At 62.2% G+C, this 12,401-nt stretch carries 10 protein-coding genes; all 10 read left to right on the top strand.

The window, feature by feature from the left end; genetic code table 11:
• The first annotated feature begins 10 nt into the window (after positions 1 to 10).
• Positions 11 to 1,450: a sigma-54-dependent transcriptional regulator gene (locus tag NPS58_RS07675; protein WP_274114827.1), complete on the top strand. Its 1,440-nt coding sequence runs from the start codon at positions 11 to 13 to the stop codon at positions 1,448 to 1,450.
• A 704-nt stretch (positions 1,451 to 2,154) separates the two neighbouring features.
• The gene (locus NPS58_RS07670) at positions 2,155 to 3,540 is read left to right on the top strand and encodes a polynucleotide adenylyltransferase PcnB (protein WP_274114825.1); all 1,386 of its coding nucleotides are present in this window, start codon (positions 2,155 to 2,157) and stop codon (positions 3,538 to 3,540) included.
• A gap of 2 nt (positions 3,541 to 3,542) precedes the next feature.
• Positions 3,543 to 4,019, top strand: coding sequence for a 2-amino-4-hydroxy-6-hydroxymethyldihydropteridine diphosphokinase (gene folK, locus NPS58_RS07665; RefSeq protein ID WP_274114823.1), 477 nt, complete (start codon positions 3,543 to 3,545; stop codon positions 4,017 to 4,019).
• Between the two features lie 251 nt (positions 4,020 to 4,270).
• The gene (gene panB, locus NPS58_RS07660) at positions 4,271 to 5,071 is read left to right on the top strand and encodes a 3-methyl-2-oxobutanoate hydroxymethyltransferase (RefSeq protein ID WP_274114821.1); all 801 of its coding nucleotides are present in this window, start codon (positions 4,271 to 4,273) and stop codon (positions 5,069 to 5,071) included.
• On the top strand, positions 5,068 to 5,925 hold the full coding sequence (gene panC, locus NPS58_RS07655) for a pantoate--beta-alanine ligase (RefSeq protein ID WP_274114819.1): 858 nt from the start codon (positions 5,068 to 5,070) through the stop codon (positions 5,923 to 5,925). Before panB ends, panC begins: the two co-directional genes overlap by 4 nt.
• Before the next feature lie 22 nt (positions 5,926 to 5,947).
• Positions 5,948 to 6,328 (top strand): aspartate 1-decarboxylase, encoded by a 381-nt coding sequence (panD, locus tag NPS58_RS07650; RefSeq protein ID WP_274114817.1) that lies wholly within the window; start codon positions 5,948 to 5,950, stop codon positions 6,326 to 6,328.
• 104 nt (positions 6,329 to 6,432) lie between these two features.
• On the top strand, positions 6,433 to 8,097 hold the full coding sequence (gene pgi, locus NPS58_RS07645) for a glucose-6-phosphate isomerase (RefSeq protein WP_274114815.1): 1,665 nt from the start codon (positions 6,433 to 6,435) through the stop codon (positions 8,095 to 8,097).
• Between the two features lie 125 nt (positions 8,098 to 8,222).
• Positions 8,223 to 10,157, top strand: a complete 1,935-nt coding sequence (acs, locus tag NPS58_RS07640; protein ID WP_274114813.1) for an acetate--CoA ligase — start codon at positions 8,223 to 8,225, stop codon at positions 10,155 to 10,157.
• A gap of 38 nt (positions 10,158 to 10,195) precedes the next feature.
• Positions 10,196 to 11,065 carry an oxygenase MpaB family protein gene (locus NPS58_RS07635; RefSeq protein WP_274114811.1) on the top strand — a complete coding sequence of 290 codons (870 nt, stop codon included), beginning with the start codon at positions 10,196 to 10,198 and terminating at the stop codon, positions 11,063 to 11,065.
• Between the two features lie 124 nt (positions 11,066 to 11,189).
• On the top strand, positions 11,190 to 12,368 hold the full coding sequence (locus tag NPS58_RS07630) for an acetyl-CoA C-acetyltransferase (RefSeq protein ID WP_274114809.1): 1,179 nt from the start codon (positions 11,190 to 11,192) through the stop codon (positions 12,366 to 12,368).
• Positions 12,369 to 12,401: the final 33 nt, after the last annotated feature.

The raw sequence follows: 12,401 nt of genomic DNA, 5'->3' as shown, positions 1-12,401 counted from the left end.
AATTGAATCAATGCCGCACATTCTGATCGTCGAAGACGAAACCATCATCCGCTCGGCGCTGCGTCGACTGCTCGAGCGGAACCAGTACCAGGTCAGCGAGGCCGGCTCGGTTCAGGAAGCCCAGGAACGCTTCAGCATTGCCACCTTCGACCTGATTGTCAGTGACTTGCGCCTACCCGGCGCCCCGGGCACCGAGTTGATCAAGCTCGGCCAGGGTACACCGGTGCTGATCATGACCAGCTACGCCAGCCTGCGTTCGGCTGTCGACTCGATGAAGATGGGCGCGGTGGACTACATCGCCAAGCCGTTCGACCATGACGAAATGCTCCAGGCCGTGGCGCGTATCCTGCGCGACCGCCAGAACGCCCCGGCGATCCCTGCCGAGGCCCGTGGCAACGGCAAGGCTGCCTCGGCAGACAAAGGCACCAGCACTGCGGCCAACGGCGAGATCGGCATCATCGGCTCCTGCCCACCGATGCAGGACCTGTACGGCAAGATCCGCAAAGTGGCGCCCACGGACTCCAATGTACTGATCCAGGGTGAGTCGGGCACCGGTAAGGAACTGGTCGCCCGAGCCCTGCACAATCTTTCACGCCGGGCCAAGGCGCCGATGATTTCGGTGAACTGCGCGGCGATCCCGGAAACCCTGATCGAATCGGAACTGTTCGGCCACGAAAAGGGCGCTTTCACCGGCGCCAGCGCCGGTCGCGCCGGCCTGGTCGAAGCTGCCGACGGCGGCACCTTGTTCCTCGACGAGATCGGCGAATTGCCCCTGGAAGCCCAGGCGCGCCTACTGCGGGTATTGCAGGAAGGCGAGATCCGCCGGGTCGGCTCGGTACAGTCGCAAAAGGTCGATGTGCGCCTGATCGCCGCGACGCACCGGGACCTGAAGAACCTGGCCAAGGTCGGGCAGTTCCGTGAAGACCTTTATTACCGCTTGCACGTCATCGCCCTCAAGCTACCCGCCTTGCGCGAGCGCGGCGCCGACGTCAACGAAATTGCCAACGCCTTCCTCGCCCGCCAGAGTGCACGCATCGGTCGTAACGACCTGCGCTTTGGGCATGACGCAGAGCAGGCCATCCGTCACTACTCCTGGCCGGGTAACGTCCGGGAGCTGGAGAACGCGGTGGAGCGCGCAGTGATTCTGTGCGAAAGCCCGGAAATTTCCGCCGACCTGCTGGGCATCGACATCGAGCTGAGCGACCTGGACGACGATGAACCGTTCGCGAGCCTGCCAGGCAGCGGCAGTACGACCAACAACACCAGCCACGAACCCACCGAGGACCTGTCCCTGGAAGACTACTTCCAGCACTTCGTACTCGAACACCAGGACCACATGACGGAAACCGAGCTGGCGCGCAAATTGGGGGTCAGCCGCAAGTGCCTGTGGGAGCGTCGTCAACGCCTCGGTATCCCGCGGCGCAAGAGCGGTGCGACCAGCGACAGCTGATACCTTTCAGCTGTCACCGCGGGTGCGCGGCGGTAACACTGTCACGTTGCGACAAACTGTTACCTCGCCACAATCTCGTAACAAAAACCGGGGCTTACGGTAACGAAGCCCCGGTTTTTTTTCGCCCTGCCAAGGCCCCCAACCCCCTCCAACCCCTTGTTTTACTGGGGTTTGCAAAAGTTGGCACGGCACCTGCTATATGTTCGGTACAAGAACAATAACAAGCACTGCAAAAGACAATAAAAATAAGACGAATCGGCTCACGCACAATAAGAACAAGACGGCGGAGGCGCAGCTAACTGATTCTTTTGGAGAGGAGTTGTTTTTGGGGCTTGCCCCACAACCAGGCAGAGAACAATAAAAACTGCACTCAAGCAGGGCCTGAACTGGTTGGATCGCAAGATCATTGCAACATCAGCGACCAAAGCAATCCGTTTGCTCTTGAATCCCGGTTAGGGAGATCGTCCACAAGCTTTGCGTTTTGTGGATAGGGCACTCAACAAAAACAAGAAGCCCGGCAAAAAAACAATAAGAGCACGCAACTACTTCTTGGGGAGCTTCGGCTCCCCTTGTAGTTTCTCCCCTCGCTCCACCCCCTCGTTTTGCTACCGCCTACACCATCTGCCCAGTAAATGCTAGAATCCCCGGCCATCATGCGGCCATTCTTCGTTTTTGGCCGAACATTCCTTCAAACAGTGCATCCCATGCTGAAGAAGCTGTTCCAGTCGTTCCGTCCTCCCGTACGTGGTCCGCACCACAAGCGCACCACGCCTGAAGTGATCAATAGCGGTCAACACTCGCTGCAACGTGGCCAATTCAGTCGTCATGCGGTGAGCATCGTCGAGCGCCTGCAAAATGCTGGCTACCAGGCTTACCTGGTGGGTGGCTGCGTGCGTGACCAACTCCTGGGGATCACCCCCAAGGACTTCGACGTCGCCACCAGCGCCACGCCTGAACAAGTCCGCGCCGAGTTTCGCAATGCGCGCATCATTGGCCGCCGTTTCAAGCTGGTTCACATCCATTTCGGACGTGAGATCATCGAAGTCGCCACCTTCCGCGCCAACCATCCGGAAAGCGAAGCAGAAGACAGCCACACCTCGTCACGTAACGAGAGCGGGCGAATTCTGCGCGACAACGTCTATGGCACCCTGGAAGAAGATGCGCAACGCCGCGACTTCACCATCAACGCCCTGTACTACGACCCGGTCAGCGAGCGCATCCTCGACTACGCCAATGGCGTACACGATATTCGCAATCGCCTGATCCGCCTGATCGGCGATCCGACCCAGCGTTACCAGGAAGACCCGGTGCGGATGCTGCGTGCCGTGCGATTTGCCGCCAAGCTGAACTTCGGCATCGAGAAGCACACCGTGCAGCCGATTCGCGACCTGGCGTCGATGCTGCGTGAAATCCCGGCCGCTCGCCTGTTCGAGGAAACGCTCAAGCTGTTCCTCTCCGGCTACGCCGCCGATACCTTCGAGATGCTGGTCGACCTGCAGTTGTTCGATCCACTGTTCCCGGCCAGCGCCGAGGCCCTGGAAGAACATCCGACCTATACCCACACCCTGATCAGCCAGGCGCTGATCAACACCGACCTGCGCATCAAGCAGGGCAAGCCGGTTACCCCGGCTTTCCTGTTCGCCGCCCTGCTCTGGCCGGCCCTGCCAGGTCGCGCATTGCGCCTGCAGAGCCGTGGCATGCCGCCAATCCCGGCCATGAACGAAGCGGCCCACGAGCTGATCGCCGAACAATGCCAGCGCATTGCTATCCCCAAGCGATTCACCCTGCCGATCCGCGAGATCTGGGACATGCAGGAGCGCCTGCCACGGCGCAGCGGCAAACGTGCCGACCTGCTGCTGGACAACCCGCGCTTTCGCGCCGGCTACGACTTCCTGCTGCTGCGTGAAAGCGCTGGCGAGGAAACCGATGGCCTGGGCCAATGGTGGACCGACTACCAGGAGTGCAACGACACCGAGCGACGCGAGATGATTCGTGAGCTGGGCAATCGGGACGAAGGCGCCGCTGCCGGCCCACGCAAACGCAAGCGCAGCCCGAGCAAGCGCAAACGTGCCGACGCCGCGGGCGAATAAGCATGGAGCGTGTGTACATCGGCCTGGGCAGCAACCTGGATGAACCGCAGGAGCAACTGCGCAGCGCGGTCAACGCGCTGCAGCAATTGCCTGGAACGACGGTAGCGGCGGTGTCGGCCTTCTACAGCAGCGAGTCGCTGTCACCCGGCCAGCCGCACTACACCAATGCTGTCGCCGCCCTGGACACCCAACTGCCCCCCCTGGCACTGCTCGACGGCCTGCAGGCCATCGAGGCCGCCCAGGGTCGCGAGCGCAAGGAGCGCTGGGGCCCACGCACCCTCGACCTGGATATCCTGCTGTACGGCAACCAGGTGATCGACATTCCCCGCCTCAAAGTCCCGCATTACCACATGCAGGCCCGCCCCTTCGTCCTTTATCCCTTGGCCGAGCTGGTCCCGGATGACTTTCTGCTGGCCGACGGACGCGTACTGTCCGAGCTGCTGGCAGATTGCCCGTTCGTCGGCCTGGAGCGCCTGTAGCCGGGCCCTCCCCCACGCGGTAACGCCCGTAACAGTGCATTCGTAACAATGCGGTAACAGGGTAATTGACTTCAGCCCCCACCCTCACGACTATAAGCGTCCCGTGGCGCCTGCGCGCCACAAAAAGGCGTATATAGGCCTGGAACAGGTCGTAACCAAAACACCACAATCGATGATGTGCTGTTCCAGAAGATGAATACACGCGTTGTACGCAGTCGTTTTTCACAGCGCCTGAACGAGGATTCCTTTTCATGCCAGAAGTAACCCTGACTACCCTGCAAAGCCTCAAGGCCAAGGGTGAGAAAATAACCATGCTGACCTGCTATGACGCGACGTTTGCTCAGGCTGCCAGCCGTGCCGGCGTGGAAATATTGCTGGTGGGTGACTCCCTGGGCATGGTCCTGCAGGGCCATGACAGTACCCTGCCCGTCAGTACCGCCGACATGGCCTACCACACTGCCTGTGTGAAGCGTGGTAACGACGGCGCACTGATCCTCGCCGACTTGCCCTTCATGGCCTATGCCACCGCCGACCAGGCCTTCGCCAACTGTGGCGCCCTGATGCAGGCCGGTGCCCACATGGTCAAGATCGAAGGAGCCGCCTGGCTGGGCGATACCATTCGCATGCTGGCCGAGCGCGGTGTACCGGTGTGCGCCCACATGGGCCTGACGCCGCAGGCAGTCAACATTCTTGGCGGCTACAAGGTTCAGGGCCGCCAGGAAAGCCAGGCCCGGCAGATGCGTGCCGATGCCATCGCCCTGGAACAGGCCGGCGCTGCCATGCTGCTGCTCGAATGCGTGCCGAGCGAACTGGCCGCGGAAATCACCCAGGCGGTGAGCATTCCGGTGATCGGCATCGGCGCGGGTAGCGCCACCGACGGTCAGGTCCTTGTGCTGCACGACATGCTGGGCCTGTCGTTGACTGGCCGAGTGCCCAAGTTCGTGAAAAACTTCATGGTCGGCCAGAGCGACATCCAGGGTGCACTCCAGGCTTACGTAGCAGCGGTCAAGGACGTCAGCTTCCCAGGCAGCGAACACGGGTTCAGTGCATGAATACAGTCAAGACCGTCCGCGAACTGCGCGCCGCCGTTGCGCGCGCGCGCAGTGAAGGCAAGCGCATCGGCTTCGTGCCGACCATGGGTAACCTGCACAGCGGCCACGCGGCCTTGGTGACCAAGGCTGCGCAACGTGCCGACTTCGTGGTCGCCAGCATCTTCGTCAACCCGCTGCAGTTCGGCCCCAGCGAAGACCTCGACAAATACCCCCGTACCCTCGCCGCCGACCAGGAGACCCTGCTCCAGGCAGGCTGCCACCTGCTGTTCGCGCCCAGCGTCGAAGAGATGTATCCCGACGGCATGGCCGGCCAGACCAGGGTCAGCGTTCCAAACGTGTCTGAAGGCCTGTGCGGCGCCAGTCGCCCGGGGCACTTCGAAGGCGTAGCGACCGTGGTCAGCAAGCTGTTAAACATGGTGCAGCCGGATTTGGCCGTGTTCGGTCAGAAGGACTTCCAGCAATTGGCGGTGATCCGCGCCCTGGTGCGCGACCTGAACATGCCGATCCAGATCATCGGCGAGCCGACCGTACGCGCCGACGATGGCCTGGCGTTGTCGTCGCGCAACGGCTACCTGAACGAGGCGCAACGCGCCACTGCGCCGGCGTTGTATCGCGTGCTGAGTGCAATGGCCGCGTCGATCGAGCAAGGCGAGCGGGACTACCCGACCCTGATCGCCAGCAGCCAGGAACAACTGGTCGTTGCCGGCTTTCGCCCCGACTACCTGGAAGTCCGCCAGGCAATCAGCCTGCGTCCGGCCACCGCCGATGATCGCGACCTGGTGATTCTGGCGGCTGCGTTTCTGGGTGCCACTCGTCTGATCGACAACTTGCACCTGAACCTCGACGACCAGTAAAAGATCCCGCAAGAGGAATCCCATGCACGCCATCATGCTCAAGGCCAAGCTGCACCGCGCCGAAGTCACTCACGCGGTGCTCGACTACGAAGGCTCCTGCGCCATCGACGGCCTGTGGCTGGACCTGGCCGGTATTCATGAGTACGAACAGATCCAGATCTACAACGTTGATAATGGCGAGCGCTTCACCACCTATGCCATTCGCGGCGAGGAAGGCTCGCGGATGATCTCGGTCAACGGCGCTGCCGCGCACAAGGCCAAGGTCGGTGACCGGGTGATCATCTGTGCCTATGCTCACTACTGCGAAGCCGAGCTGGTCAACTTCAAGCCCCGCATGCTCTACATGGCCCCAGGCAACGAACTGAGCCACACCAGCAATGCCATTCCTGTCCAGTTGGCCTAAGGTCAGCCCGTTTGCAGGCCGATGACATATATTGCCATCGGCCTGCAAACGGGTCGCTTTTCCCAGTGTCCAAGGCAGTTCAAGCAATAAGGAAACCTGCAGCGATGGCGTACTACCGCACCCCTCATGATGTAACGACCTTGCCCGCGTGGAAGGCGCTCCAGCAACACCGCGAAGCCATGCAGGACTTCAGCATGCGCGATGCATTCAACGCCGACCCGCAACGATTCAATCACCTGTCCCTGAGCTGCTGCGGCCTGTTTCTCGACTACTCGAAAAACCTGATCAATGGCCAGAGCCGCGACTTGCTGGTCAACCTGGCCAACGAAGTCGGCTTGCAGGACGCGATCAAATCGCTGTTCGCCGGTGAAATCCTCAACGCCTCCGAAGGCCGGCCTGCGCTGCACACCGCCCTGCGCCGTCCAGTGGGCGACAAGTTGAACGTCAACGGCGTCAACGTGATGCCCGAAGTGCACAAGGTGTTGAACCAGGTTACCGAGCTGGTTGGCCGCATCCATGACGGCCTGTGGCGCGGCTACAGCGAAAAGCCGATCACTGACGTGGTGAACATCGGCATCGGCGGCTCGTTCCTCGGCCCCGAGCTGGTATCGGAAGCCTTGCTGCCTTACGCCCAGCGCGGTGTGCGCTGCCACTACCTGGCCAATATCGACGGCAGCGAGTTCCACGAGCTGTCGGCCAAGCTGCGCGCCGAAACCACGCTGTTCATCGTTTCATCGAAATCCTTCAACACCCTGGAAACCCTGAAGAACGCCCAGGCGGCGCGCAGCTGGTACCTGGCCCAGGGTGGCTCGGAAGCCGAGCTGTACAAGCACTTCATCGCCGTGTCCAGCAACAAGGCGGCCGCTGTGGCCTTCGGTATTCGCGAAGAGAACATCTTCCCGATGTGGGACTGGGTGGGTGGACGTTACTCGCTGTGGTCGGCGATCGGCTTGCCGATCGCCCTGGCCATCGGCACTGCCAACTTCAAGGAACTGCTGTCGGGTGCCTACACCATGGACCAGCACTTCCAGAACGCACCATTTGACCAGAACATGCCGGTGCTGCTGGCCCTGCTGGGCGTCTGGTACGGCAACTTCTGGGGCGCACAGAGCCATGCGATCCTGCCCTACGACCACTACCTGCGCAACATCACCAAACACCTGCAACAGCTGGACATGGAGTCCAATGGCAAGAGCGTTCGCCAGGACGGCACGCCGGTCAACCACGATACCGGCCCGGTGATCTGGGGCGGCGTGGGCTGCAACGGTCAGCACGCCTACCATCAATTGCTGCACCAGGGCACCCAGTTGATCCCGGCCGACTTCATCGTTCCGGTGGTCAGCTTCAATCCGGTGGCCGACCATCATCAATGGCTGTACGCCAACTGCTTGTCGCAAAGCCAGGCACTTATGCTCGGCAAGACCCGCGCCGAGGCAGAGGCCGAACTGCGCGACAAGGGCATGGCCGAAGAGGACGTCCAGAAACTTGCGCCCCACAAGGTTATCCCGGGCAACCGTCCGAGCAACACCCTGGTGGTGGAGCGCATCAGCCCTCGTCGCCTGGGTGCGCTGGTTGCAATGTACGAGCACAAAGTGTTTGTGCAGAGCGTGATCTGGGGTATCAACGCCTTCGACCAATGGGGTGTTGAGCTGGGCAAGGAGCTGGGCAAAGGTGTTTATCAGCGCCTGACCGGAGGCATCGAAGAGCCCGCCGAAGACGCATCGACCCAAGGCCTGATCAACTTCTTCCGCAGCCGCCACCGCGGTTGAACCCGACTGCGCTGCCCCTGGTCGAACGAACACGGCCAGGGGTAGCGGCTACACTGTTCTGACACTGTTGCAGGAGCCCTCCCCAGGAAGGCTTCTGACTAAAACAAGCAGAACAGGACCCCGCCATGTTCGATATCAGCGCATATCCCCATGCCGACGCCGTCAGCAAAGCGGCACGACTGAGCCCGGCCGACTATGAACGCCTGTACCGCCAGTCGATAGAAGATCCCGATGCCTTCTGGACAGAACAGGCCAAGCGCCTGGACTGGATAAAACCCTTCGGCAGTGTCCAGCACAGCGACATGAAGACCGGCCAGGCACGCTGGTTCGAAGGGGCGCAACTCAATGTCAGTTACAACTGCATCGACCGTCACCTGGCCACCCGCGCCGATCAAGTCGCGATCATTCGAGAAGGTGACGACCCGGCCGACTCCAGCCTGATCACCTACCGCGAGCTGCACGACAAGGTCAGCCGCCTGGCCAATGTGCTCAAGCAGCGTGGCGTTAAAAAAGGTGATCGGGTGTGCATCTACATGCCGATGATCCCCGAGGCCGCCTACGCCATGCTGGCCTGTAGCCGAATCGGCGCGATCCACTCGGTCGTGTTTGGCGGTTTCTCGCCCGATGCCTTGCGTGACCGGATTCTCGACGCCGACTGCCGCACGGTAATCACTGCGGACGAAGGTGTACGCGGCGCCAAGACCATCGCCCTGAAAAAGAACGTCGACAAGGCCCTGGCCAGTTGCCCCAATGTGAGCAGCGTGGTGGTAATCAAGCGCACCGGTGGCGCTGTCGACTGGAGCGAAGGCCGCGATATCTGGTACCACGAAGCCATTGCCCAGGCGGATGCCGACTGCCCGCCCGAGCCAATGGACGCGGAAGACCCGCTGTTTATCCTCTACACCTCCGGCAGTACCGGTAAACCCAAGGGGGTTATGCACACCACTGCCGGCTACCTGCTGCAAGCGGCCATGACGTTCGAGACGGTGTTCGACTACCGCGACGGTGAAGTGTTCTGGTGCACCGCTGACGTGGGCTGGGTTACCGGTCACAGCTATATCGTCTATGGGCCACTGGCCAACGGTGCGATCACCGTGATGTACGAAGGCGTGCCCAATTACCCCGATGCTTCGCGCTTCTGGCAGGTGGTCGACAAGCATCAGGTGAACATCTTCTACACCGCCCCCACCGCCTTGCGCGCCTTGATGCGTGAAGGCCAAGGCCCGTTGAAGGACACCTCGCGCCAGAGCCTGCGCCTGCTCGGCAGCGTGGGCGAACCCATCAACCCTGAAGCCTGGGAATGGTACTTCGAGGCGGTGGGCGAGCAACGCTGCCCCATTGTCGACACCTGGTGGCAGACCGAAACCGGCGGCATCATGATCAGCCCGCTGGTGGGTACGCGACGCATCAAGCCCGGTTGTGCGACCCAACCCATGTTCGGCGTGCAACCCGTGCTGCTCGACGACAAGGGCAAGCTGATCGAAGGCGCCGGGAGCGGGATGCTGGCGATCAAAGCCAGTTGGCCCGCCCAGATCCGCAGTGTGTACGGCGATCATCAACGCATGATCGAGACCTACTTCAAACCGTTGCCAGGTTATTACTTCACCGGTGACGGCGCCCGTCGCGACGCCGATGGCGACCTGTGGATAACCGGTCGCATCGATGATGTGATCAACGTCTCCGGACATCGGATCGGCACCGCCGAAGTCGAGAGCGCGCTGGTGCTGCACGATGCCATCGCCGAGGCGGCCGTAGTCGGGTACCCTCACGACCTCAAGGGCCAGGGTATCTATGCCTTCGTGACGCCCATGAACGGCGTCGCCCCGGACGATGCGCTCAAACAGGAACTGCTGGCCCTGGTCAGCAAGGAAATTGGCAGCTTCGCCAAGCCGGAACTGATCCAGTGGGCCCCGGCCCTGCCCAAGACCCGCTCAGGCAAGATCATGCGCCGCATCCTGCGCAAGATCGCCTGCAATGAACTCGACAACCTCGGCGACACGTCGACCCTGGCCGACCCCAGTGTGGTGCAGGGCTTGATCGACAAGCGCCTCAACCAGTAAGCGGTAGCCTCTCCCGGCTGCCACGCCACAAGGTAGCCATGGAAGCGATTCGCCGCCGTATCGAAACCCAGGTGATGAGCCTCACCGGCTTGTCCCTGGGGCAATTGGACCTCGAGACCCCCAAGGGCGATCCCGGCCTGTTCGGCCCGGACAGCATAAGTTGGCGTGTGCACGGAGATTTCCCCAGCATGCTGGTCGGCGGTATCAGTGCCTTGCTCCTGCAATTGCTGCATCCGCTGGCCCTGGCGGGTGTATGGGACCACTCCAACTTCCGTCAAGACCTGCTCGGGCGCCTGCGACGCACCAGCCAGTTCATCTCGGGGACCACCTTTGGCTCTACCCGCGACGCCGACTGGTTGATCGACAAGGTGCGCACCATTCACCTTCAGGTCGTGGGCAACGCTGCAGACGGGCGCCCTTACGCCGCCAGCGACCCGGACCTGTTGACCTGGGTACATGTGGCTGAAGTCAGCAGTTTTCTCGCCGCCCACCTGCGCTATCGCAACCCGCACATGCCGCTGGACGAGCAGGATGCCTATTACGCTCAAATCGCCCTGATTGCCGAACGCCTGGGAGCCCGCGATGTACCCCGCTCCCGCCAGCAGGTGACCGACTACCTGCTGGGCATGCGCCCACAGTTGTACTGCGATGGGCGCAGCCATGAAGTGGTTCAGGTGTTGCTCGATGCCCCGGCGCCCAGTCGCCTGGCCCAGCCGATGGGCAGCCTGATGCTGCGTGCCGGCATTGATCTGTTACCCCTTTGGGCCAGTGACCTGCTCGAGCTGCGGCAGCCTCCCCTGCAACGACGCCTGATCCGCCTGGGCATCCACGCCACTGCCCCGGTGCTGCGCTGGGCCATGCGCGATGGATCGCTGCAACGGGCCCGGCGGCGCATGGGGCTCGGCTGAGCACGACCGGGCAGTTCGCCGTTGGCGGTACCCCTGGCATCTATGCCACCATGGCGGCCTATCAAGGCCCTTGGAGGCCTGTGCTGTTCTGACACCAAATCGAATAAGAGTGAGGACCTGCGCCATGCAAGATGTCGTTATCGTTGCCGCCACCCGTACCGCTGTCGGTAGCTACCAGGGAGCGCTGGCCACTATTCCTGCCGTTGACCTGGGCGCTGCCGTGATTCGCCAGCTACTGGCCCAGACCGGCGTCGACGGCGAGCTGGTCGATGAAGTTATCCTCGGCCAGGTACTGACCGCCGGAGCTGGGCAAAACCCCGCCCGCCAGGCCGCGATCAAGGCAGGCTTGCCCCACGCCGTACCCGCCATGACGCTCAACAAGGTCTGCGGCTCTGGCCTCAAGGCACTGCACCTGGCCGCCCAGGCCATCCGCTGTGGTGATGCCGACGTCATCATCGCCGGCGGCCAGGAGAACATGAGCCTGGCCAACTATGTGATGCCCGGTGCGCGCACCGGCCTGCGCATGGGCCACAGCACGCTGATCGACACTATGATCAGCGACGGCCTGTGGGATGCCTTCAATGACTACCACATGGGTATCACAGCCGAGAACCTGGTGCACAAGTACGGCATCAGCCGCGAAGACCAGGACGCCTTCGCCGCCGCCTCCCAGCAGAAAGCCGCAGCGGCCATCGAGGCAGGTCGCTTCGTCGACGAGATCACGCCAATCCTGATCCCCCAGCGCAAGGGCGACCCGATTGCCTTTGCCATCGACGAACAACCTCGTGCCGGCACCACTGCCGAGTCCCTGGGCAAACTCAAGCCTGCTTTCAAGAAGGACGGCACTGTCACGGCCGGTAATGCCTCGTCGCTGAACGACGGTGCCGCGGCAGTGATGCTGATGAGTGCCGCCAAGGCCCAGCAACTGGGCTTGCCGGTGCTGGCCCGGATCAAGGCCTACGCCAACGCTGGTGTCGACCCGGCGATCATGGGCATCGGCCCGGTAAGTGCCACTCGGCGCTGCCTGGACAAGGCCGGCTGGCAGTTGGCCGACCTGGACCTGATCGAAGCCAACGAAGCCTTCGCCGCCCAGGCGTTGTCGGTCGGCAAGGAACTGGCGTGGGATGCCAGCAAGGTCAACGTCAACGGCGGAGCCATTGCCCTGGGCCACCCGATCGGCGCTTCGGGCTGCCGTGTGCTGGTTACCCTGCTACATGAGATGATCAAGCGCGATGCCAAGAAAGGCCTGGCCACCCTGTGCATCGGTGGCGGTCAGGGCGTAGCCCTGGCGATCGAACGCTGATCACCGCAGGAGGGGCTGCAACGGCCCCTCCCG

This window comes from Pseudomonas putida (assembly GCF_028682455.1).
Classification (GTDB): Bacteria; Pseudomonadota; Gammaproteobacteria; order Pseudomonadales; family Pseudomonadaceae; genus Aquipseudomonas; species Aquipseudomonas putida_AA.
Note: the sequence above shows the minus strand (reverse complement) of the source record. Positions and strands in the feature narration are given on the sequence as shown.